This is a genomic window from Allobosea sp. LjRoot9 (assembly GCF_964252745.1).
Classification (GTDB): Bacteria; Pseudomonadota; Alphaproteobacteria; order Rhizobiales; family Beijerinckiaceae; genus Allobosea.
In genome coordinates, this window is record NZ_CAXUPC020000008.1 from 204184 (window position 1) to 226729 (window position 22546).

Here is a 22546-nt window from a genome sequence, read left to right on the forward strand (position 1 = left end):
CCGACATCTCAAGAGCCCGCGCCGCGAGAATCCGCGCCGAAGGAGCCTGCGCCACTTGGCCATGCCGCGTTGGCCCTGAATATTGCCAGCGCGCTTCTCATCATGCTCCCGCCGGTGATGTGGGCGGCCAATCGCTCCGCGCCGCTGCTGCTCTCGCTGGCGGCGCTGGCGGTCCTTGCTGCCGATGCCTTGGCCGGGCGCCTGCCGGCCCGACTGAAGCAGGCGCGCAATGCTCTCATGCAGCCCCTGGCCTTGGCGCTGCTCGGCTTCCTCGGCTGGGCCCTGGTGACGCTGCTGTGGAGCCATCTCCCGCGCGCCGGGCTCGCCATGTATGGCGAACTGGTCCTGTCGCTGGCGTCTGGCTTCGTCATCGCCCTGTGCTGGCCGCAGACGGCGCCTGCGCGCGCCAGGCGGGCGCAGGGCTGGTCGCTGGCACTGACCGGTATCCTGGTCCTGGGCGAATTGCGCCTCGGGCCGGGCCTGCGTGACGCTCTGGGGCTTCGGAGCCAGCTCTATATCTTCAACCGGCCGCTCCTGACCTGCCTGCTCCTGCTGGCCCCGGCTGTCTACGGCCTTTGGACTGTCCCCGGGGGTGGGCGCGGCGGCCGCAGGCTTGCCGTGCTCGCGGCGTTCTTCGTCGCCGCCGCGATCATGGCCGGCGAGAGCGGCGCGGCCAAGCTCGGGCTGATGCTGATGGCCGCTACCTGGCTCGTCGCGCTGGCCTTGCCGCGCCTGGCGCTGGCCGGTTTGGCGCTCGCCTTCGTCGCCATGGTGGCGGTCGCGCCCGTGCTCGGCCCGCTCGCCGACCGCGTCCTGCCAGTTGGCGTCTATCAGCAGCTTGCCCGCGCCCATGCGCGCGACCGCGTCGACATCTGGCTCAGCTTCGGCGAGGCGATCAGGGCGCGCCCGCTGACCGGCTTCGGCTTTGGAACCTCGGCCGCCTTGCGCACGCATCCGGCCGCGGCCGCGGTCTCCGAGCCGCACCGGCTGCTGCTCGATGTCGGCCATCCCCATAACGCCTTCCTGCAGGTCTGGGTCGAGACCGGCCTGATCGGCGTCCTGCTGATCTCGGCTGCGGGGCTCGCATTTCTGGGCCGCCTTCGCCATATGCCGGCCCGGGCTCTCGCCCCGCGTCTTGCGGTGATCACTGCGGCGCTGGGGGTGGCCTCGGTCGGCCATGGCGCCTGGCAGGGCTGGTGGATCGCGGCTCTTGGCGCAACGGCGATCTGGTTCATGAGCATCGGGCGAAATGATGCCAGGCGAAACGATGCCAAGCGGAACGATGCGGAGACAAGCCGATGAGTGAATTCGACGTCGATCTCTTCGTCATCGGGGCGGGTTCCGGCGGCACGCGCGCCGCCCGCATCGCGTCTGGCCACGGCGCCAAGGTGATGATCGCGGAGGAGGACCGCATCGGCGGCACCTGCGTCATTCGCGGCTGCGTGCCCAAGAAGCTCTTCGTCTATGCCAGCCGCTTCGCGGAGGATTTCGAGGACGCCGCCGGCTTCGGCTGGAGCGTTCCCAAGCCGAGCTTCGATTGGCCGACCTTGCGTGATGCTGTGGCGGGCGAGGTCACACGGCTGTCGGGTCTCTACCGCAAGGGCCTGGAGGGCGCCAAGGTCGCGATCCGCGAGGAGCGCGCCGTGGTCGAGGGGCCCCATAGCCTGCGCCTGGCAAAGAGCGGCGAGACCATCCGCGCCCGCCACATCCTGGTCGCGACCGGCGGCTATCCCGCTTTCGATCCGCCGATCCCGGGCGGCGAGCTCGGCATCTCCTCGAACGAGATCTTCCATCTGCCGAGCCTGCCCAAGCGCATGCTGGTCGTCGGCGGCGGCTATATCGCGCTCGAATTCGCCAGCGTCTTCGCGCGGCTCGGCGTCGCGGTGACGCTGCTGCATCGCGGCGACAACATCCTGCGCGGCTTCGACGAGGACATCCGCACTCGCCTGCGCGACGCGCTCGCGCATGCCGGTATCACGCTGCGGCTGGGCTGCACCATCGACCGGATCGAATTGCTGCCGGATGGCGTGCGCCGCGCTCATTGCGCCAAGGGCAGCCCGATCGACGCCGAGGTGGTGCTGGTCGCGACCGGCCGCCGGCCCAATACGGTCGGGCTCGGGCTGGAGACCGCCGGCGTCAAGCTCGGCCCCGTCGGCGAGATCATGGTCGACGAGAATTCCGCCTCCAGCGTGCCCTCGATCCACGCCGTCGGCGACGTCACCAACCGCGTCAACCTGACCCCGGTGGCGATCCGGGAGGGGCACGCCTTCGCCGATACGACCTTCGGCGGCAAGCCCTGGCACATGGACCACAACCTCGTGGCCTCTGCGGTCTTCACCACGCCGGAGATCGGCACGGTCGGCTTGACCGAGAACCAGGCCTTTGCGGCCGGCTACGAGCTGCGTGTCTTCGAATCGGCTTTTCGGCCGATGAAGGCGACGATCTCGGGTCGGCAGGAGCGCATCTACATGAAGCTGGTGGTCGACGCGAAGACGGACAGGATGCTCGGTGTCCACATCCTCGGCCATGACGCGGGCGAGATCATCCAGGCCGTCGCCATCGCGGTGACGATGGGTGCAACCAAGGCCGATTTCGACCGCACCATTGCGCTTCATCCCAGCGCTGCGGAGGAGCTCGTGACGATGCGGACGGCGCGGGCGGGGTAGGGCTAGAGCCGGATGATTTCAGATGGAATCACGAAGTGATCCCAGCTGAAATCTGAATCCGTCTCTCATCTAAGAGTTAGAGCAGGATCACGCGAAAAACCGGTTCCCACTTTTTCGCATCCTGCTCTATGGCAGCACGGGCACGCCGAGCGATCGGGCGGCGGCGCCAAGTCTCGGTCGCGCGTCGCCAGTTCAAGATAGGCTGCGCCATAGCTCGTCAGGCGATGCGCGCGCGAGATTTTGCGTATCGCGCCAGGCGCGGCCCGCCGTCTCCGCATCCGTGACCAGCCCAATTGGCCGAGCAGTTCCAGGCGCTCGGAGACCGCGGCGGCGCTGAGGCGGCCCTTCCGCTCGCCCTGCAACAGGATGTTGCCGATTTCCAGTGCGAACAGGCCGGGCACGATCGCTCCGCTTTGGCGAACCCGTTCCGCGATCGCATCGCTCTCCGGGGACGCCTCATCCTCGAAACACCACGCGAGTGCGATCGAGGCGTCGATGACGAGCGTCACCGCCGCCCCTCGTCCCGCAAATCCTTCCAGGGCAGCCCGCCGAGCGTCGTTCTGCCGCGCAGTGCTTTCAATTTGGCGAAGGCCTCGTCGCGGCGCGTTTGATCGATATCGCTCGCGCCGGTCAGCCGCGCGATCGGTTTGCCATGTTTGGTGATGACCAGCTCCTCGCCGGCGGCGACCCGTTCGAGCAGCGCCGAGAGATGAGTCTTGGCCTCAAAAGCGCCAATCGTGACCATGGCGAATTTCCAACCTGACTTTCAAACGAGATGAAAAGATAGGTCGGTATGGCCGGCGGGGCCAGAGCCGTGATGCTGGGCACGACCAAGGCCGATTTCGACCGCACGGTCGCGTGGCATCCCAATGCGGCGGAAGAGCGCGTCCGCCATCCGTTATTTGCTCAGCCCTTTCTTGGCGAGCCAGTCCTGGATCAGCTGGGCGACCTCCAGATTGTTCTTGTCGAGCATCATCATGTGGGAGTTTCCCTTGATGCCCACAGTCGGGAGGTTGACGACGTCGACCGAGCCGCCGGCCGCCTTGATCTTGTCGCCGAAATCGGTTCCCGCCTTGCGGATCGCCGGCCAGCGCGCATCTTGCTCGACATAGTCGCCATAGACCATCAGCACGGGGATGTTCTTCAGGAGATCGGCCTTGGCAGGGTCGCCCAGGCCTGCCGGCTCGACCGCGATCAGCGCCTTGACCTTGTCGGGGCGCGCCTGCGCCACCTTGAAGCCGAACTGCCCGGCCTGGCTGTGGAAGGCGATCACGCAGGGACAGACCTTGTCGACCTCGGCGATATAGGCGTCGATGATCATCTGGTCGGTCGAGGTCCAGCGCGGCACGATCTGCTTGACGAAGTTGTCGTAGCCATCGGCTGGGAACTGGCTCCCAGTGAGATATTTCCGCTTGGCGGGATCGCCATTGTAGCTGCCCGCGCCGTCGCCGATGCGGAAGCGCTCGAACGGGTTCGCCGTGGTCAGGAAGACGGGCTCGCCTGGAATGACGTCGGGATACATCGCCCAGCCCGAACGGCCGCGCTCGACCGCGTCTGAGTTGTAGACTGCCCAGCCCTTGCGCAGGAAGAACTCCAGCCAGCCCTGCCGCCCGTCCGGCGTCGTCTCGTAATTGACGCCGGTCATGCCGCCGCCATGCCAGAGCAGGAGAGGGGCGGCGCCGCGCTCGTTCTGTGGCAGGAAATACTGCACATACATCTGGCCGGTCTGATAGGTGCCGTTGGGATCGACTTTGGCCGGAACGCCGCCGGGGGTGAAGGTCACCTCCTTGACCGGCCGGCCTGAAATCTCGACCAGCTTGCCGCCGACATGGAACGAACCCATGCCACGTAGCGACAGCGGCTCCTCTGCGAAAGCACCGGAGAGTGTGGCGGCGAAAAATGCCCCCGCCATTGCGAAGCAACGAAAGCCCATCTGCGTTTCCCTGACAGTTTCTCTTTCTATCTTGGGGCGGACGCTAAGAGACGGCGGCCGGAAGTCAACGGCGGGACATGGCCCCATGCCGCAGTCGAGCTTGCGCAAAATTCGGCCTTGTCTGGTATGATTCAAAATCAGAGCTGGTTGAATCGCCATCTCAGCGACTTGAATCAGCGTCTCAGCGGCCGGATTCAGGATGCGAGCCGATTGCGCCATCGCGTTGCGATGATTCAAGCTTCCGCCCTTGGCCGGCGAGGCTGCCTTGGCCTTTCCCGGCGATGTCGCTTCGCCATGGTGGTCAGCCCGCGATGATGGGTGTATAGGCCCCGCTTCGCGCTGAGATGAGGTTAACAGCCGCGCGATCGTAAGCAGGAGCAAGACAAATGTCGGAGCGTTGGACGCCCGAGAGCTGGAGGGCCAAGCCCGTTCAGCAGATGCCGGAATACCCGGATCAGGCAGCCTTGAAGGCGGTTGAGCAGCAGCTCGCCGGCTTTCCGCCGCTCGTTTTTGCGGGTGAGGCGCGCAAGTTGAAGAAGGCTCTCGCGAAAGTCGCAAGCGGCGAGGCCTTCCTGCTCCAGGGTGGAGATTGTGCGGAGAGCTTCGCCGAGCACTCGGCCGACAACATTCGCGATTTCTTCCGGCTCTTCCTGCAGATGGCGGTGGTGCTGACCTTCGCCGGCGGCTCGCCGGTGGTGAAGGTCGGGCGCATCGCCGGCCAGTTCGCCAAGCCGCGTTCGGCTGGAACGGAGACGATCGGCGGCGTCGAATTGCCGAGCTACAAGGGCGACATCGTCAACGACATCGAGTTCACGCCGGAGGCGCGCATCCCAGATCCGCGCCGCCAGCTCGAGGCTTATCGCCAGTCTGCGGCGACGCTGAACCTGATCCGCGCCTTCGCGACCGGCGGCTACGCCAATCTCGACAATGCACATCGCTGGATGCTCGGCTTCGTCAAGGATGCGCCGGCCTCGTCGCGCTATAACGAGGTCGCCGAACGCATCACCGAGTCGCTCGACTTCATGCGCGCCATCGGCATCGATCCCGAGACGCATCCCGAGATGCGCACGACGGATTTCTACACCAGCCATGAGGCGCTGCTGCTCGGCTACGAGCAGGCGATGACGCGCACGGACTCGACCACGGGCGAGTACTACGACACCTCCGGCCACATGGTCTGGATCGGCGATCGCACGCGCCAGCTCGACCATGCCCATGTCGAGTTCTTCCGCGGCATCCGCAATCCGATCGGCCTGAAATGCGGGCCGTCCACGACCGTCGACGGCTTGCTGAAGCTCATCGATGTCCTGGATCCGCAAAACCAGCCGGGCCGTCTGACGCTGATCGCCCGCTTCGGCGCTGACAAGGTCTTTGACAACCTGCCGGCTTTGGTGCGCGCCACCAAGCGGGAAGGGCGCAATGTCGTCTGGTCCTGCGATCCGATGCACGGCAATACGGTCAAGGCGGCGAGCGGCTACAAGACGCGGCCTTTCGACCTGATCATGACCGAGGTGAAGAACTTCTTCGCCGTCCACCAGGCCGAGGGCACCCATGCCGGCGGCCTGCATCTGGAAATGACCGGCAAGAACGTCACCGAATGCACCGGCGGCGCGCGCGGCATGACCGATGCGGACCTCAACGACCGCTACCACACGGTCTGCGATCCGCGCCTCAATGCCGAGCAGGCGCTGGAGCTCGCCTTCCTCGTCGCCGAGCTGGTCAAGCGCGAGCGCTCGGGCCGAGTGCGTCCGGAGGTCGAGGCGGCGGAGTAAAGATCGCTTCGAGGGTCGTCAAAAAAAGCAAAGGGCCGGGCGAAAAGCCCGGCCCTTTTCGTTGATAGCCTTGGAGCGAGCGTCAGAACTTCAAGCCGGCCGCGACGCGGGCTGTATTGACCGTCGTCGTGGTGCCTTCGATATCCGCGAAGCGGATCAACTGATACTCGGCCCGGACGAAGAGATTGTCGGTGAGCGCCATGTCGATGCCGCCGCCGACGGCCAGGCCGAAGCCGTAGACATTGTTCTTGGTCGCGCCAACGCGGAGCGGGTAGCCGCTGGCGACGACGTTGTTCTGAATCGCGCCCGTAACAGGGTCGGTCCGGGTAAAGCGCCAGGTCGCATCAATGGTCGATGTCGTATCGAAGCGCCCGACGACACCGCCGATCGTCGCGAATGGCATGATACGGCCATAGGCCCAGCCCATGCGCAGGCGGGCGGTCGCGTAGTCGTGCAGTTTCGCACCTTGATTTGAACTCAGTGAAAAATCGTTGACCGTGCCATCTGAGGTTATAAAGCGCCGCGCGATATAGTCACTGACGCTGTAGCTATGCCCGGAGCGGGTATAATCGGCCTCGAAGCCCAGCATTGCATCGCCGAACAGGTAATTATAGCCTGTAAATCCGAAAAAAGTCGCTCCACTGTCGCGTTTGGACGGCAGGTCAGAAACCAGCGCTCCCATATCGACCTCATTGCCCAGCGTGGTGTTGCGGAAGGCGAAGCGCGCCAGATCCTGCATGGTGCCGCTACCGGGTTGGAACTTGGTATCGGATACGCCAGCGCCACCACCGAAGTAGAAGCCCGACCAGTTGAAGGTGCCGGATTCGAAATCTCGCGGCGGCGTATCCTCGGTCTGCTGCGACCCGCGCAGGACCGGGTAATCCGCGGCCGAAGCGGCCCGGTCCACGGCCAGAACGAGCCCGGCTGCTGCTACGCCGGTGAGGATGAGGGAGCGGATGCGCATGAAATTTCTCCAAGCCGGCCGGTCATCGTCACTGCCCGACACGCTGCTATTCATGCCCGATTAACCCTAACGGGCAGTTAAGCCCGCGCTACGCGCATTGCTGGCTTTGGGGCGCCGCGCTACAGGCAAAGTCATGACTGCGACCTCCCTTCGTCTTGCGCTTGCGCAACTCAACCCGACCATCGGCGACATCTGCGGCAATGCCGACAAGGTCCGCGCCGCTCGCCGCGCCGCAGGCGATGCCGGCGCCGAGCTCTTGATGCTGCCGGAGCTCTTCCTCTGCGGCTATCCGCCGGAGGATCTGGTGCTGAAGCCGGCCTTCCAGGATGCCTGCCGCAAGGCTTGCGAGGCGCTCGCGCACGAGACCGGGGATGGCGGTCCGGCCGTGCTCCTGGGCCTGCCCTGGGCCGAGGGCGGCAAGCTCTACAACGCTTATGCGCTGCTCGATGGCGGCCTGATCCAGTCGGTGCGCTTCAAGGTGGCGCTGCCCGATTATGGCGTCTTCGACGATTCCCGCGTGTTCTCGCCCGGCCCGCTGCCCGGCCCGGTGGTGTTCCGCGACAAGGTCCGGCTGGGCCTGCCGATCTGCGAGGACATCTGGAGCGAGGAGGTGGTCGAGTGCCTGGCCGAGACCGGGGCCGAGATCCTGCTCGCGCCGAACGGCTCGCCCTATCGCCGCGATGTCGGCGACGAGCGCATGAATATCGCGGTCGCGCGCGTGGTCGAATCCGGCCTGCCGCTGGTCTATCTCAACCAACTCGGCGGCCAGGACGAGCTCGTCTTCGACGGCGCCTCCTTCGTGCTCGCCTCAGACAGAACGCTGGCGCATCAACTGCCGGCCTTCCGCGAGGCGCTCGTCGTCACCGAGTGGGCGCGCGCGGCCGGGCAATGGCGCGCCCAGCCGGGCGAGATCGCGGCGATCGAGAGCGGCGACGAGGCGGATTACGCGGCTTGCGTGCTGGGCCTGCGCGATTATGTCGGCAAGACCGGGTTCCGCGGCGTGGTGCTCGGCCTCTCCGGGGGCCTCGACTCCGCGCTTTGCGCCGCGATCGCCGTCGATGCGCTCGGGCCGGGGCGCGTTACTTGCGTGATGATGCCCTCCCGCTTCACCGCGCAGCAGAGCCTGGACGATGCCAAGGCCTGCGCCAAGGCACTTAGTGTCCGCTATGAGACGCTGCCGATCGCGGCGCCGGTCGCGGGCTTCGAGGCGGCTCTGGCCGGGCTCTTCGCGGGCACGCAGCGCGACGTCACGGACGAGAACCTGCAGAGCCGGACGCGCGGCACGCTCCTGATGGCGCTCTCCAACAAATTCGGCTGGATGCTGGTGACGACCGGCAACAAATCCGAGATGTCCTGCGGCTACGCCACGCTCTATGGCGACATGAATGGCGGCTTCAACCCGATCAAGGACGTCTACAAGACGCAGGCCTTCCGCCTCGCGCAGCTGCGCAACCACTGGAAGCCGGCGGGTGCGCTTGGCCCTAATGGCGTGGTCATCCCCGAAAGCATCATTGCCCGGCCGCCCAGCGCCGAACTGCGCGAGGGGCAGACCGACCAGGATGCGCTGCCGCCCTATGAGGTGCTCGACGCCATCCTCGCCTGCCTGATCGAGCGCGAGATGCGCGTCGCCGATATCGTCGCGCTCGGCCATGAGCGTGAAACCGTCCTCGCGGTCGAGCGCCTGCTGCATCGTGCCGAATACAAGCGCCGCCAGGCTGCGCCGGGCGTGAAGGTCACCGGCCGCAATCTCGGCCGCGATCGCCGCTACCCGGTCGTCAACGGTTTCAGCGATCCGGGCGAGGGCGCCTACCAGCCCGATGCGACGCTGGTGAAGGGCGTGGGCCGGGCGGGCGGGGAGAGTTTCGACTTCTGAGAGGCTCTCCTCCCGCGATCAATGCACTGAGGCCGAGTTGGACGCGCCAGCCTTATCGTGCTGGCCAAAGCGGTCGACCATGGTCGCGCTGGCTTCGTTCAGGCCGATCATGGTGACCTCCGCTCCGTTACGGCGGAACCGCAAGACCGCCTTGTCGAGCGCCGCGATCGCCGAGATGTCCCAGAAATGCGCATGGGTCAGGTTGATCGTCACGCGCTCCGGCCGCTCGTCGAAGGCGAAGCCCGCGAGGAAGCTCTCGGTCGAGGCGAAGAAGATCTGACCCCGGACGATGTAGTCGCACTTCGTCCCGTCAGCGCTCTCGCGCCTATCGACGGCGACGAGCCGCGCGACCTTGCCGGCGAAGAACACGCCCGACAGCAAAACGCCGACGAGCACGCCCTTGGCGAGATCATGCGTGGCGACGACTGTCGTGACGGTCGCCAGCATGACGATGGAGGACGGCAGCGGGTTGAGGCGCAGATCGAGGATCGAGCGCCATGAGAAGGTGCCGATCGAGACCATGATCATCACGGCGACGAGGGCGGCCATCGGGATGATTCGCACGAGGTCGTCGAGCACGACGATCAGGAACAGCAGGAAGGCTCCGGCAACGAAGGTCGAGAGCCGGCCGCGCCCGCCCGACGTCACATTGATCACGGACTGGCCGATCATGGCGCAGCCGCCCATGCCGCCGATCAGCGCCGAGGCGATGTTGCTCGCGCCCTGTCCGTAGCATTCCTGGCTCTTGTTGCTGCCGGTCTCCGTCATGTCGTCGACGATCTGTGCCGTCAGCAGTGATTCCAGGAGCCCGACCGCGGCGAGCGCGACCGAATAAGGGAAGATGATCTTCAGCGTTTCGAAGGTCAGCGGAACCTGCGGCAGCGCGAAGACGGGCAGGGTCGAAGGCAGTTCGCCGAGATCGCCGACCGTCCGCAGGTTCAGCCCGAAGCCCCATGCGACCGCCGTCAGCACGGCGATGGCGACGAGCGGCGAAGGGATTGCCTTGGTCAGATAGGGCAGGAGATAGATGATCGCGAGGCCGGCCGCGATCATCGCATAGGTCAGGGTCGGCACGCCGATCAGTTCGGGCAACTGCGCCATGAAGATCAGGATGGCGAGCGCATTGACGAAGCCGGTGATGACCGAGCGCGAAACGAAACTCATCACTCGCCCGAGCCTGAGCGCTCCGGCGCCGAGCTGGATCAGCCCCATCAGGATCGTTGCCGCGAAGAGATATTGCAGGCCGTGTTCCTTCACCAGCGTGACCATCAGCACGGCCGTGGCGGCGGTCGCGGCCGAGATCATGCCGGGGCGCCCGCCGACGAAGGCGGAGACACAGGCGATGGCGAAGGAGGCGTAGAGCCCGATCTTGGGATCGACGCCGGCGATGACTGAAAAGCCGATCGCTTCCGGGATCAGCGCGAGCGCGACGACGATGCCCGACAGGATGTCGGCCCGGATGTTGGAGAACCATTCACGGCGATAGGCAGTCATTTTTGACATTGCGGAACCCACGAGCAATCAGCGCCTGCGCGATGCGCAGGATCAGGCTTGATCGACATTTGGGTTGTCCGGCGGATCGGCGGCCGGAAGAGCCACCCGGAATTTCACCGGGTCCATTCGAATGAGATCTTCTAGCCATGAGTCCTGCTGCGCCGCAACAGGAATTGCTGCGGAAGCGATCGGCGCGCAACAGAGAGGTTCACTGGGCGCGGCGATCACTGGGCGCAGCGATCACTCGGCGATTGTCCGCCCCCGTCAAACGCGCCATAAGCCGCGCATGACTTCTCCGCTCGTCCGCACCGCACCGTCTCCGACCGGCTTCCTGCATATCGGCAATGTCCGGTCGATCATGTTCAACTGGCTGTTCGCGCGCCGCCATGGTGGGCGCTTCCTGCTGCGCTATGACGATACCGATCTGGCGCGTTCGAAGCCGGAATTCGCCGAGGCAATCGCGGAAGACCTGGCCTGGCTCGGCGTCGCGCCCGACTTCGTCATCAGGCAGTCGGACCGGCTGGCGATCTATGACGCCGCAGCTGCCCGCCTGCGCGAGGCCGGCCGGCTCTACCCCTGCTACGAGACGGCCGACGAGCTCGACCGCCGCCGCAAGCGCCAGCTCGCGCGCGGCCTGCCGCCAGTCTATGACCGCGCCGCTCTGAAATTGACGGCTGAAGACAGGGCGCAGCTCGAGGCCGAGGGCCGCAAGCCGCATTGGCGCTTCCTGCTCGAGCCGCGCATCGTCGCCTGGAACGATCTCGTCCGCGGCGAGGCCCATGTCGATTGCGCCTCGCTGTCGGACCAGGTGCTGATCCGCGAGGATGGCAGCTATCTCTATCATCTGCCTTCCGTCGTCGACGATGCCGAGACCGGCGTGACCCATGTCATCCGCGGCGAGGACCACGTCACCAACACGGCGGTGCAGATCCAGATTTTTGAGGCGCTGGGCGCAACGCTGCCGCTCTTCGGTCACCACAATCTGCTGACGACGGCGAGCGGGGAGGGGCTGTCGAAGCGGCTCGGCCATCTCTCGCTGCGCGGCCTGCGCGAAAGCGGCGTCGAGGCCCTGGCCGTCGCGGCACTTGCCGTGCTCGTCGGCTCCTCGGATGCGGTCAGGCCCGTCGCGAGCTTGGATGAGCTCGCTGGCCTCGTCGATCTCGCCCATGTCTCGCGCGCGCCGGCCAAGTTCGACGAGCACGAGCTGGAGGCGCTGAGCGCCCGCACAATCCACCAACTGCCTTATGACGCCGTGGCCGAGAGGCTGGCAGTGCTGGGCGTGCCTGCGAGCGAGCCGTTCTGGCTCGCGGTGCGCGGCAATCTCGGCAAGCTCGATGATGTGAAGGCCTGGTGGCAGGTCGTCGAAGGGCCGCTGCAGCCGGTCGTCACCGACCCCGCTTTCGCCGCTATGGCGGCTTCCGTGCTGCCGGCCGAGCCTTTCGATGCGACGAGCTGGAAGAGCTGGACCCAGGCCGTTGGGGCCGCGACCGGCGCCAAGGGCAAGGCCCTGTTCATGCCGCTGCGCCTGGCCCTGACCGGGCTGGAGCACGGCCCGGAATTGGCGACCCTGCTGCCGCTGATCGGGCGGGAAAAAGCGCTGAAGCGGCTGGCCGGCGAGGCGGCTTAGCTCCACCGTGGCAGAATAAAGCTCGTCATCCCGGACAAGCCGCGATAGCGGCGCCAATCCGGGATCCATCGAAGGGCTCTCCGGCGCTCTACGATGGATCCCGGATCTCCGCATCGCTGCGTCCGGGATGACGTGGTGTTCCCGAGAGAGCCGTAAAAGCTCAATCGTGCCGGTGCATCGCCGAATCGTGCTTGGTGTCGCGCATCGTCGTGTAGACCAGGAGCGACAGGAAGATCACGCCGGCGAGATAGTAGTAGAACCATTGCTCGTGGCCGAGCGTCTTGAACCAGAGCGCGATCGCCGGAGCCGTGCCGCCGAAGATCGAGACCGTCAGCGCATAGGGCACGGCGACGCCCGTCGCGCGGATCGAGGTCGGGAACAATTCGGCCTTCACCACGGCGTTGATCGAGGTGTAGCCGGCGACGAAGACCCAGGCGCCCGAGATCAGCAGGAAGGCGATCCAGGGCGATTTCGTCCCGGCGAGCGCGGTCAGGATCGGCACCGTCAGCAGCGTGCCGGCGACGCCGAAGAAGATCAGCATCGGCTTGCGGCCGATCCGGTCCGAGATCGAGCCATAGATTGGCTGCAGGGCGGCGGCGAAGATCAGGGAGCCGGCGATGACATAGGTCGTGGTCAGGTCGCTGAGGCCCACCGTCTGCTTCACGAAGGTCTGCATATAGGTGGTGAAGGTGTAGAAGGCGGCGGTGCCGCCGGCGGTGAGGCCGACCACGATCGCGACCTCGCGCGGATAGCGCAACAGCCCGCGGATCGAGCTTTCGCGCTTCTTGCCCTTCAGCGCCTCGAAGCTCTCGGTCTCGTGCATATGGCGGCGCATGAACATGGCGATGATGGCGAGCGCCGCGCCGATGACGAAGGGGATGCGCCAGCCCCAGGCGACGAGCTGCTCATGCGTCAGGAAGACGTTCTGGAGCAGCAGCAGCACGAGGATCGCGGTGAGCTGCCCACCGATCAGCGTGACGTATTGGAAGCTCGAATAGAAGCCGCGATGCTCGGGGTCGGCGACCTCGGTGAGATAGGTCGCGCTGGCGCCGTATTCGCCGCCGAGGCTCAGGCCCTCGACGATGCGGGCGAAGGCGAGCAGGGCGGGCGCGGCGAAGCCGATCGAGGCATAGGTCGGCGTCACCGCGATGATCAATGAGCCGAAGCACATCAGCACGACCGAGACGGTCAGCGAGAGCCGGCGGCCATAGCGGTCGGCGAGATGGCCGAACAGCCAGCCGCCGATCGGGCGCACGATGAAGCCGGCGGCGAACAGGGTCGCGGCGTTGAGCTGCTGCACGACCGGGTCGCTGGACGGGAAGAAATGCGGCGCGAAATACAGCGCGAAGGCCGTATAGGCGTAAAAGTCGTACCATTCGACCAGATTGCCGACCGAGCCCATGAAAATCGCCTTCAGGCGGCGTTTGGCGTCGTTGAATTCGATCGGATGGGGGTGGGCGGGGATGGCGTCGTCTGACATGGCGGCCTCTGGGTCTTTGGGGGGACGGAGGCGGCCTCGCGCCGTCGGGAGACGGGCGCGTCATTCTGCGGCCAGGCGGCGTCCCCTTATGAGGGGTGGCCCTTTAATGCGCGCTGGCTGGTCATGCGTCCAGTGCCGGGTTGCCCGGTTGGCGGTGTAGCGTCATGGTTTCTGTGCATGAAGCCATGATCGATTCCAGGAGTTTAGAGCACTGCTCTATTGCCGCGTCGCCGAGGGGCCGAGATTGGGCGCAAGGTTCGGCGCGACGATCCGCACCGTGCGCTTCTCGCCGGTGACGCTCTTCGTCTCGCTCTTCACCCCGTCGCCCTTGCTGAGGACTTTTTCGCCGACCGTATCGGGGCCGACGCCGGCCGATTCCGTGCCCGCCGTCGGCGAGTTCTCGGATGGCATGGGCTTCTCGTCGGCGACATCGGGAACGGCGGCGGGCTGCACGGTCGCAGGCGTGGCGCCCCGGCGCTTGGGATCGACCTTGGGATCGACCTTGGGCCGCGACAATTCGGCCGCGCGCTGTTCGGTGACGATGACGTCGCCCTTGCGCTTGTCGAGCAGGTATTCGGCGTCCTTCAGCGTCTGCGCCCAGCTCTGGCCCTGGCCTCGGCAGGTGCAGGCGGCGTCAAAACTGCGCTGATATTTTCCGGCGTTCGCCAGGGAGGTATAGGGCTGGCCGGTGCTGCGGGAGACGGCGTTCTGGATATCGCCGCCACCGGTCATGCCGAAGGCGGTGGTTTCCGAGCCCGGGCACAGGGCCTGGCACATCTCGTCGGCATTGCCGGGATTGTTGGCGAGGGGGAAGAAGAAGCCGTCGCAGCTGCGTACGCAGACGGTGTAGGCGCCGCCCATGCGCGGCTTCTCGGGCTCCAGCGGCTGCTCGGGCTGGAGCTCCGGCAAGGTCGTGTCGATCTCGCCCCGGCGCGGTTCGATCCCGAAGATGGTCTCGAAGAAGCCGCGCTGCTGCTGCCGGCAGTTATTGTCGATCGCGGCGGTCAGCTGGGCGCGGCGCTGCTCGACGCCGCCGCCCTCCGCCTGGCGCTGAGCCGCGCCATATTGCGCCTGCAACTGGCCGATCTGCGAGCGCAGCAGGCCGCATTGCGGCGGCGGCCCCTCGCCGAAGAAGGAGAAGTTGCGGTCGCAGCCCATGGCGCGATACTGGCTGGTCACCTGCGCAAGCTGCGCGCCGGCGCGCTGGGCTGCCTGGGCGGAGCGCGGATCGCCGCCACGCTGGCCCTGCAGGCTGGCGAGCTCGGAGCGCCAGGCATTGCATGCCGGCGATTGCGCGAAAGCCGCGCCACCCAGGCTCGCCAGCGCCACCAGCACGGCGCCGAAGCGTCGGAAAAACGGAACTGTCATCGCGGGTCGGGCCACATCACCTGTTTTGCTGGTCCAGGCGCTTGCCGCGCCGATTGCTCACGCGCGAGAACACCTGCCAAACGCGACGGAACTAAGGACGGCTCCTGCGGCGACCTGGCGCGGATTCGCTGGGAGCCGTAGCTGAGCCCGCATGCCATATTTGCCTGCGAGCGGCAATCGGCTGTGGTTTTGGGCATTCGGCGGGGCGCGGCGTCCCATTCGGCACGCAGATCAGGAACGCTCCTCGGCGGGAAAGTCGGGCTGCGCCTCGGGGCGCGCCAGACGGAAGGCTTCGATGGGAGTGCAAAGCTGCTCCACCTGCAGCAGAAGCGGGTAGGCGGAGAGGTCGCAATGCAGGCGGCGAGCGGCGCCGAGCTGCGGAATGAGGTGAAGGTCGGCCCAGCCCGGCCGCTCGCCGAAGCAGAACGGCCATTGCTGCGTCCGTTGCGCCAGCGTCGTTTCAAGCGCTCCGAAACCCAGCGCCAGCCAATGTTGCACCCAGCGGGCGACGCCAGCCTCGTCGACGTTCATCTGGGATTGCAGGACACGGCGGACGCGCAGAACGGTGAGCGGATGCATCTCGGAGGCGATCAGCGCGCCGAAGGCGCGGGCTTGCGCACGGGTGACGGGCTCGGACGGCAGGAGGCGGGGAGCGGGAAACATGCTCTCGATATAATCGAGGATCGCCGAGGATTGAGCGATGATCTGGCCGTCGACATCCAGGGCAGGCAGCAATCCTTGCGGGTTCAGGCGCAGATATTCGCCCGGCGCCAGGGAGTTCACCGGAACATAGCTGTAGTCCAGGCCCTTGAGGCGAAGCGCGATGCGGACACGCTCCCCAGCCGAATTCTGCCAACGCGATATGAGGCGCATTTCGAAGACCTCCCGCTAGAGCCGGATGATTTCAGATGGAATCACAAGGTGGTTCCATCTGAAATCTGAATCCGTCTCTCATCCAAGAGTGAGAGCAGGATACGAAAAAGCGGTTCCCACTTTTTCGTATCCTGCTCTTGCCTGTCGCTCCCTGCCGTCCGTTCTCGTCCTTGCCGTCAGGCCTCGTCGCCGCGATAGCCACCGGCGAGATGGCGGCCGCGTTCGGTCAGAGTCGAGAGCACGCGCTCGAACACCTTCAATTCTTCGGGAGCGATGCCCTCCGTCCAGCGCGCCTGCAAGGCGAGCGCCAGCGGCACGATCTGGCCGTAGATGCGCCCGCCCGCCGCGGTCAGCGCCACGAAGGATTCGCGCCGGTCCTGGCGGTTCTCGGCGCGCGAGACCAGGCCGCGCTTCTCCAGCTCGCCGACGGCGCGCGAGACCTTGGTCTTGTGCATCTCGGCGAGCTCGCCGATGTCGCGCGAGGTCAGCTTGCCGAATTCGCCGAGCTGCGCGATGACCCGCCATTGCGGGATGTCGATGCCAAAATGCGCGCCGATGATCCGCCCGAGCGCCCGGCTGCCGAGAAGGCCGACGACGTTGAGCCGGTAGGGCAGGAACTGCTCCAGCCGGAGCAGGGGATCGGCGGCGGATGGAGGATTTTTCGTCGACATCGATTTTTACGTCCGGCGGCGTCAGTTTACAGGGCATGATGCGGCCTCGTGACCTCGGAGCCTAGGTCCCAGGCAGACGAAGTGGGTTGAGGCCGTTTTTCGTCCCGCCTTGCATCTTCGTTCCGCCTTGCACAAGGCCAGGGCGTCGCCGCTGGGCTTGCGGCTTCCCGGCGTTTGGGGTTGTCTCTCCGGCAAGGGGCATGAGGAGGGCGTTGTGGCGGTCCGAGCGAAAGCGCCGGCCAGGCAGGCTCGTTCCGGTAGCGGACTGGCCGCGCGTCACGCGCCGGAGCGCTCCGCCGAAGGCAGCGCCATGATGCAGCGCTGGGCTCGCCATTGGTTGCGCAGCTGCCGCGACATGCCCAAGCACGCCCTTCGCCTGATCAACGACGCAGGGGCCGAACCCGAGAAGCAGGTCCACGCTTTCCGCCGCCTGATGAAGGCATGGCGTTCCCTGCTGAAGCTCGCGCCAGACTCGCTGGCCGAGGAGGCCAGGGCGGTGCGCGCCGAGATCAGGGCGCTGCGCCGGGATTTCGGCGCCGCACGCGATGCCGTCGTCCTGGCAAGGACCCTCGAGGACGCGCTGGGGAAGAGCCTCTTCGAGCGTCTGCCGAAACCGGAGGGCGAGGCCGGGTCGCCGGCTCCGTCCGATCTGCGACCGCGACTGGAGGCGGCTCGCATCAAGCTGGGCCGGCTCTCCGTCGAGATGGCGCGCTGGTCGGTGGCTGGGGAGGGCGGCGCCTTTCTGCTGAAGGGCTTCGAACGCTCTTGTCGGAAAACGCGTCGGCGCCTGCATCGTGATCCGCTCAGGATGAGTTTGAAACGCCTGCACGCATCGCGGACGGCGATTGTCGATCTCGGCTATCAGCTCCAGTTCTTTCGCCCGGCTGAGGCGGCGGAGTTTGCGCTGCGGGGCAAACTGGCAGAGCGCCTGCGTTCGCAGCTCGGCGCTGTCGTCGATCTCGATCTGGCCCAAAGACATCTGGTCACGCTTATGCCGGCCGGGCACAGGGCCAAGGCTGAGTATAAGCGGGCTGAGCACAAGAAGGCCGAGCACAGAATCGCCCGGCGCGCCCTCAAGCGGCGTGGGAAGGCGGCGCGGCTGGCGCGCCGGCTGCTCGATGAGCAGCCGAAGACCCTGCGCGCCCGCCTCGGCGAGATGATGGCGCTTCGCGAGCCACGCCGGGTCAAGTTGAGCTGACCCGGTGCGCCTCGTCGTCTCGCCGGAGGCCTCGGCCTCAGCGCGCCCGCAGCCTGTTCATGAACGAGTCATACGAAAGCTCCGCCACCTGCCACCAGAGCAGGTTCTCGCCGCGGAAGGCGACCAGGGAATCATAGCCCTTCTTGAAGTCCGGGCTCTTGGCCGAGGTCTCGGCGTAGTATTCCTCGGCGGCCTTGAGCGCGGCTTCCATCACCGGCATCGGGAACGCCTTCAACTGCGCGCCCTGCGCCACCAGGCGGCGCAGGCCGCCGGGGTTTACAAAGTCGTATTTCCCCAGCATCCAGTTATTGGCCGCCTCGCAGGCGTTCTGGACGATCGCCTGATAATGCTTGGGCAGCTTGGCCCAGGCCTCCTTTCCGATGATCAGGTGCAGCATCGCGCCGCCCTCCCACCAACCGGGATAGTAGTAATATTTCGCGACCCGGATGAAACCGAGCTTCTCATCGTCATAGGGACCGACGAACTCGGCCGCATCGATCGTGCCGCGCTCCAGCGCTGGATAGACGTCGCCGGGCGCGATCTGGGTCGGAACCACGCCGAGCTTGGCCAAGACCGCGCCGCCCATGCCACCGATGCGGAACTTCAGGCCCTTGAGGTCATCGAGGCCGGTCAGCTCCTTGCGGAAGAAGCCGCCCATCTGGCAACCGGAATTGCCGCAGGGGATCGAATAGGCGTTGAAGCGGTCGAGCACGCCGTTGACGATCTGCTCGCCGCCGCCGAAATACCACCAGCTATGCTGCTGGCGTGCATTCAGCCCGAACGGGATGCCGGTACCGAGCCCCAGCGTCGGATCCTTGCCGATGTAGAAATAGGTCGGCGAATGCGCGCATTCGACCGTGCCGGAGGAGACCGCGTCGAGCGCCTGCAGGCCGGGCACGATCTCGCCGGGCGCAAAAACCTGGATCTCGAACTTGCCGTCCGTGGCGTCGCTGACGAATTTCGAGAACTGCTGGGCGGTGCCGTAAATCGTATCGAGCGACTTCGGAAAACTCGACGTCAACCGCCATTTCACCTCGGGAGCCGACTGCGCGATCGCAGGCATCGCGACCGGGGTCGCGGCGGCAGCAAGTGCCCCTGTTTTCAAAAAGTCGCGACGTTTCATATGCTCGTCTCCCAAAAAGCTTGTTGCGCTCTTTCTGGCGCGTCCGGGGAGGAATGAAAAGACATGAAACTCGCGTCGCTTATGCACGGCCGGGATGGCCGACTCGTCGTGGTCTCGAAAGACCTTACCCGAGCCACCGACGCCTTCCCCGTGGTGCCGACCCTGCAGGCGGCGCTCGACGATTGGGATCGCTACGCGCCGCGCCTCGCCGATCTGGCGGAGACGCTGGAGCATGGTTCGGTCCCGTCCTTCCGCTTCCACGAGCATGATTGCGCGGCCCCGCTGCCGCGCGCCTATCAGTGGCTCGATGCCTCGGCCTATGTGAACCATGTCGAGCTGGTCCGGAAGGCGCGCGGCGCCGAGATGCCGGAGAGCTTCTGGACCGACCCTTTGATGTATCAGGGCGGCAGCGATTCCAATCTCGGGCCGCGCCAGGCGATCCGCGCCCGCAGCGAGGTCGACGGCATCGATTTCGAGGCCGAGATCGCGGTCGTCACCGGCGACGTGCCGATGGGCGTCTCGCCCGCCCAGGCCCTCAATCATATCCGCCTGATCATGCTCGCAAACGACGTGAGCCTACGGAATCAGGTTGCGAACGAATTGGCGAAAGGCTTTGGATTCGTTCAGTCAAAGCCGCCGACCGCCTTTTCCCCGGTCGCCGTGACGCCGGGCGAACTGGGCGCGAGCTGGGCCGGCGGCAAGCTGCATCTGCCGCTGCTGGCGCAGCTCAACGGCAAGCCCTTCGGCAGACCCGAGGCCGGCATCGACATGACCTTCGATTTCGGCACGCTGATCGCCCATGCGGCACGCACCCGTCCGCTCGCGGCCGGTACGATCATCGGCTCGGGCACGGTCTCGAATCGCGGCGCTGAGGGCGGCCCGGGCAAGCCTTTGGCGGAGGGTGGGCTCGGCTATGCCTGCATCGCCGAGCAGCGCATGGTCGAGACGATCGCGCGCGGCGCGCCGACGACGCCGTTCCTGCGCTTCGGCGACAGCATCCGCATCGAGATGAAGACCGCCGCCGGCCACTCGATCTTTGGCGCGATCGAACAGGAGATCCTGCCTCACGCCGAGTGATGGGCTGCGCCAAGCCCGCGGGTCGAGGGAAGGGGCGCTTCAGGCGGCGTGCGGCTGGACGGCTGAATAGTCCTGCTGCGTCTCGGCCTTGGAGAGGTCGTGCGCTGCCTGAAGATTGAGCCAGAAGCGCGGATCGGTCTGGAAATAGCGCCCCAGCCGGATTGCGGTATCGGCCGAGACATCCCGGCGCTCGCGCAGCAATTCGCTGACGCGGTTGCCGGGAACGCCGAGCGCCTTCGCCAATTGCCTTGCGCTCATGCCGAGCGGGGCGAGATATTCCTCGCGCAGGATCTCGCCGGGATGGGTGCGGATGCGCGGCATCGCTGGCTCCTCAATGACAATCGACGATCTCGACCGCCGCCGGCTGCCTCTCCGCTCGCGAAGCACCTTTAATACCACATGAAATCGAGGCCCGGTCCGAAAACCGGTTTCCACGCTTCGGCTTGATGTTCTAGGCTCTGTTCGCAACCCGCTTGCCGCGAGAGCCCTGCCTGCCATGATCGAATCCGTGCCGCTCTACCCGACCACCATCCCGCTGGCCTTCTTCGTCTGGGGCCCGGCGCTGGTGATGCTGCTGTACTGGCTGGTCGGCGTCTGGGCGAGCCGGCAGGGCGTGGCGCGCCTGCTCGAGAGCGATTGGAACGGTTTCACCGTGGCCGATGTCGAGAAGCTCTTTGCCGCCTATGGCGACGAGCGCCGCGCGAAATACCGCCACCGCGTATTACCCGCCGATGTCGCTGTCGCCTTCGTCTATGCGATCGTCGGTGCGGTCATCATCGCCGGGCTGTGCATGCGCGGGCAACCCTGGTGGGTCGCGGCGCTGTGCGGCGGCGGCTGGTTGCTCGGCGGGCTCTGCGATGTCGCCGAGAATTTCGGCATTGCGCGCCTGCTCGACAAATATCCCAAGGTCGAGGCCGGCGATGTCGCCTTCGCCAGCGGGACCACGCGATTGAAATTGGTGCTGTTCTCGCTCGGCATCATCGGTGCGATTGTGGCGGCTTATCTGGTGTTCAAGCCGCTGGCGGCGTGACCATGCAGGCCCTGCATGTCCCGGCCTGTCGGGCGGAGATCATCGCGCAGCGTATGGCGGCGCTGACGAGCTACGGCATCGGCCAATAGGGCTCGCTCTTGTGTTCGCGGGGGCGCTCCAAGCGCAAGCGGGTCGCGATGACGGGCGGTGCGCCGATCAGCGTCTCCGCCTGCCTCAGTGCCGGCTCGAAGCCGAGTTTTTCCGCCAGCCGCAGCGAAGCTGCATTCTGCGGATGCGTGACGATGACGATCTCCGGCAGGGCCAGCGTCTTGAAGCCATGGCGGAGCAGGCGGGAAACGGCCTCGAAACCATGGCCCTGGCCCCAATGGCGGGCCGCAAAGCGGTAGCTGAGCTGGACCTGCTGCGCCTCGCCATCGGGGATGAGCCCGACATAGCCGATGAGCTCCGCCTCGATGACGTCATTTGCCTGCACCGCGGGAAAGACCGACCAGTAGCCGAGCCCGCGCCCGACATGGACGAAGCTGCGCGCCGCGATGCCGTCCCGGCCCATCGCGGGATCGCCGATCGGCGCGATGTAGCGCATCACCTCGGGATCGGCGTTCATCGTGGCGATGGCGTCGAGATCGGCCAGTTGGCGCGGCCGCAGCGCCAGTCGCGCGGTCTTCAATTCTGGCAGTGCCGTCATGGTCATGTCGCGGGTCTCGCAGGGCGCGATCTCGGCTGAGCCGTCACCGCCTCAGAGCAACCGGTTTTTCGCATTGATCCGGCTCTGGTGCGGCAGGGCGCGATATCCCATATCCTGACCGCCGCCATGCGGAAAAGCGTCGGGAGAGAGAGAATGCGGTTTCGTCGTCACGTCCTGGTCGCTTTGGCGGCGTTGGCTCTTGCTGGCGCCGCGCTTTCGCCGGCCCAGGCTCAGGAAGACCTGATCTTCCGCAAGTCGACCGTCTGGAAGATGTTGACGCCCGACGACAAGCTCGCGGTCTACGGCGTCGACGATCCGGTCGTCGAGGGCGTCGCCTGTCACTACACTGTGCCCGAGAAGGGCGGCGTCGCCGGCATGTTCGGCGTTGCCGAGCAGGTCTCGGACATCTCGCTCGCCTGCCGGCAGATCGGCCCGATCAAGTTCAAGGACAAGTCGGAGCAGGGCGATGTCGTCTTTCGCGAGCGCCGCTCGCTGATCTGGAAGAAGATGCAGATCGTGCGCGGCTGCGACGCCAAGCGCAACGTGTTGATCTACATGGTCTATACCGACAAGCTGATCGACGGCTCCCCGCAGAATTCGACCTCGACCGTGCCGATCATGCCCTGGGGCGCGAATGGCGATGCGCCGAAATGCGCCGAATGGGTGAAGTGAGGGCGAGTTGGAAGCGACGGCGCCACGCCGCTTCGTCTTGCAAGTCGGTGATCCCCGGACCGGTTGTCCCATCCTAGAA

21 protein-coding genes and 1 other annotated feature are annotated in these 22546 nt (G+C 66.1%); of the genes, 9 read left to right on the forward strand and 12 right to left on the reverse strand.

All coding sequences use genetic code 11. The annotated features are described in order from the left end of the window. Positions 1-69: 69 nt before the first annotated feature. On the forward strand, positions 70-1302 hold the full coding sequence (locus tag ACSQ3P_RS25265) for an O-antigen ligase family protein (protein ID WP_436168220.1): 1233 nt from the start codon (positions 70-72) through the stop codon (positions 1300-1302). Further along, entirely contained in the window at positions 1299-2666 is a 1368-nt protein-coding gene (gene gor, locus ACSQ3P_RS25270) for a glutathione-disulfide reductase (protein ID WP_436168221.1), read from the forward strand. Before ACSQ3P_RS25265 ends, gor begins: the two co-directional genes overlap by 4 nt. A gap of 65 nt (positions 2667-2731) precedes the next feature. On the opposite strand, the gene ACSQ3P_RS25275 is transcribed toward gor, so the two are convergent. The 3 genes from ACSQ3P_RS25275 to ACSQ3P_RS25285 form a co-directional block, all read right to left on the reverse strand. Next, a complete protein-coding gene (locus tag ACSQ3P_RS25275; RefSeq protein ID WP_436168222.1) occupies positions 2732-3175 on the reverse strand; it encodes a type II toxin-antitoxin system VapC family toxin in 444 nt (147 codons plus the stop codon). Further along, entirely contained in the window at positions 3172-3411 is a 240-nt protein-coding gene (locus tag ACSQ3P_RS25280; RefSeq protein ID WP_436168223.1) for a type II toxin-antitoxin system Phd/YefM family antitoxin, read from the reverse strand. Before ACSQ3P_RS25280 ends, ACSQ3P_RS25275 begins: the two co-directional genes overlap by 4 nt. A gap of 153 nt (positions 3412-3564) precedes the next feature. Further along, complete coding sequence (locus tag ACSQ3P_RS25285; protein ID WP_436168224.1) at positions 3565-4599, reverse strand: esterase; 1035 nt, start codon at positions 4597-4599, stop codon at positions 3565-3567. Between the two features lie 386 nt (positions 4600-4985). Between ACSQ3P_RS25285 and ACSQ3P_RS25290 the strand changes: the two genes are divergently transcribed. Next, positions 4986-6371 (forward strand): class II 3-deoxy-7-phosphoheptulonate synthase, encoded by a 1386-nt coding sequence (locus ACSQ3P_RS25290; protein WP_436168225.1) that lies wholly within the window; start codon positions 4986-4988, stop codon positions 6369-6371. Positions 6372-6453: 82 nt separating this feature from the next. Here the strand turns inward: ACSQ3P_RS25290 and ACSQ3P_RS25295 are convergent, their stop codons facing one another. Next, complete coding sequence (locus ACSQ3P_RS25295) at positions 6454-7335, reverse strand: outer membrane protein (protein WP_436168226.1); 882 nt, start codon at positions 7333-7335, stop codon at positions 6454-6456. A 133-nt stretch (positions 7336-7468) separates the two neighbouring features. On the opposite strand from ACSQ3P_RS25295, the gene ACSQ3P_RS25300 reads away from it, so the two are divergent. Beyond that, positions 7469-9208: an NAD+ synthase gene (locus ACSQ3P_RS25300; protein ID WP_436168227.1), complete on the forward strand. Its 1740-nt coding sequence runs from the start codon at positions 7469-7471 to the stop codon at positions 9206-9208. Between the two features lie 18 nt (positions 9209-9226). Here the strand turns inward: ACSQ3P_RS25300 and ACSQ3P_RS25305 are convergent, their stop codons facing one another. Next, positions 9227-10711: a SulP family inorganic anion transporter gene (locus ACSQ3P_RS25305; protein ID WP_436168228.1), complete on the reverse strand. Its 1485-nt coding sequence runs from the start codon at positions 10709-10711 to the stop codon at positions 9227-9229. A 62-nt stretch (positions 10712-10773) separates the two neighbouring features. Further along, positions 10774-10829 (reverse strand) — a sequence feature (sul1 is cis-regulatory element that is thought to sense ions involved in sulfur or methionine metabolism; They are found in Alphaproteobacteria). A 159-nt stretch (positions 10830-10988) separates the two neighbouring features. Here ACSQ3P_RS25305 and gltX point away from each other — a divergent pair. Then, on the forward strand, positions 10989-12329 hold the full coding sequence (gene gltX, locus ACSQ3P_RS25310) for a glutamate--tRNA ligase (protein WP_436168229.1): 1341 nt from the start codon (positions 10989-10991) through the stop codon (positions 12327-12329). A gap of 160 nt (positions 12330-12489) precedes the next feature. Here gltX and ACSQ3P_RS25315 read toward each other — a convergent pair whose 3' ends face one another. From ACSQ3P_RS25315 to ACSQ3P_RS25330, 4 genes are all read right to left on the reverse strand, one after another. Continuing rightward, a complete protein-coding gene (locus tag ACSQ3P_RS25315; protein ID WP_436168230.1) occupies positions 12490-13809 on the reverse strand; it encodes an MFS transporter in 1320 nt (439 codons plus the stop codon). Between the two features lie 216 nt (positions 13810-14025). Then, positions 14026-15177 (reverse strand): DUF2865 domain-containing protein, encoded by a 1152-nt coding sequence (locus ACSQ3P_RS25320; RefSeq protein WP_436168231.1) that lies wholly within the window; start codon positions 15175-15177, stop codon positions 14026-14028. A gap of 231 nt (positions 15178-15408) precedes the next feature. Next, positions 15409-16050, reverse strand: a complete 642-nt coding sequence (maiA, locus tag ACSQ3P_RS25325) for a maleylacetoacetate isomerase (RefSeq protein ID WP_436168232.1) — start codon at positions 16048-16050, stop codon at positions 15409-15411. A 176-nt stretch (positions 16051-16226) separates the two neighbouring features. Then, positions 16227-16721 carry a MarR family winged helix-turn-helix transcriptional regulator gene (locus ACSQ3P_RS25330; RefSeq protein WP_436168233.1) on the reverse strand — a complete coding sequence of 165 codons (495 nt, stop codon included), beginning with the start codon at positions 16719-16721 and terminating at the stop codon, positions 16227-16229. A gap of 214 nt (positions 16722-16935) precedes the next feature. On the opposite strand from ACSQ3P_RS25330, the gene ACSQ3P_RS25335 reads away from it, so the two are divergent. Continuing rightward, positions 16936-17919 carry a CHAD domain-containing protein gene (locus ACSQ3P_RS25335; RefSeq protein WP_436168234.1) on the forward strand — a complete coding sequence of 328 codons (984 nt, stop codon included), beginning with the start codon at positions 16936-16938 and terminating at the stop codon, positions 17917-17919. 37 nt (positions 17920-17956) lie between these two features. On the opposite strand, the gene ACSQ3P_RS25340 is transcribed toward ACSQ3P_RS25335, so the two are convergent. Beyond that, the gene (locus ACSQ3P_RS25340) at positions 17957-19042 is read right to left on the reverse strand and encodes a TRAP transporter substrate-binding protein (RefSeq protein ID WP_436168235.1); all 1086 of its coding nucleotides are present in this window, start codon (positions 19040-19042) and stop codon (positions 17957-17959) included. A gap of 63 nt (positions 19043-19105) precedes the next feature. On the opposite strand from ACSQ3P_RS25340, the gene ACSQ3P_RS25345 reads away from it, so the two are divergent. Beyond that, positions 19106-20119: a fumarylacetoacetate hydrolase family protein gene (locus ACSQ3P_RS25345; protein WP_436168236.1), complete on the forward strand. Its 1014-nt coding sequence runs from the start codon at positions 19106-19108 to the stop codon at positions 20117-20119. A gap of 39 nt (positions 20120-20158) precedes the next feature. Here ACSQ3P_RS25345 and ACSQ3P_RS25350 read toward each other — a convergent pair whose 3' ends face one another. Then, positions 20159-20440, reverse strand: a complete 282-nt coding sequence (locus ACSQ3P_RS25350) for a HigA family addiction module antitoxin (protein WP_310160283.1) — start codon at positions 20438-20440, stop codon at positions 20159-20161. Positions 20441-20615: 175 nt separating this feature from the next. Between ACSQ3P_RS25350 and ACSQ3P_RS25355 the strand changes: the two genes are divergently transcribed. Then, positions 20616-21149 (forward strand): hypothetical protein, encoded by a 534-nt coding sequence (locus ACSQ3P_RS25355; protein ID WP_436168237.1) that lies wholly within the window; start codon positions 20616-20618, stop codon positions 21147-21149. 70 nt (positions 21150-21219) lie between these two features. Here ACSQ3P_RS25355 and ACSQ3P_RS25360 read toward each other — a convergent pair whose 3' ends face one another. Next, complete coding sequence (locus tag ACSQ3P_RS25360; protein WP_436168238.1) at positions 21220-21801, reverse strand: GNAT family N-acetyltransferase; 582 nt, start codon at positions 21799-21801, stop codon at positions 21220-21222. A 147-nt stretch (positions 21802-21948) separates the two neighbouring features. Here ACSQ3P_RS25360 and ACSQ3P_RS25365 point away from each other — a divergent pair, with 147 nt between their 5' ends. Further along, positions 21949-22467: a CreA family protein gene (locus tag ACSQ3P_RS25365; protein ID WP_436168239.1), complete on the forward strand. Its 519-nt coding sequence runs from the start codon at positions 21949-21951 to the stop codon at positions 22465-22467. Positions 22468-22546: the final 79 nt, after the last annotated feature.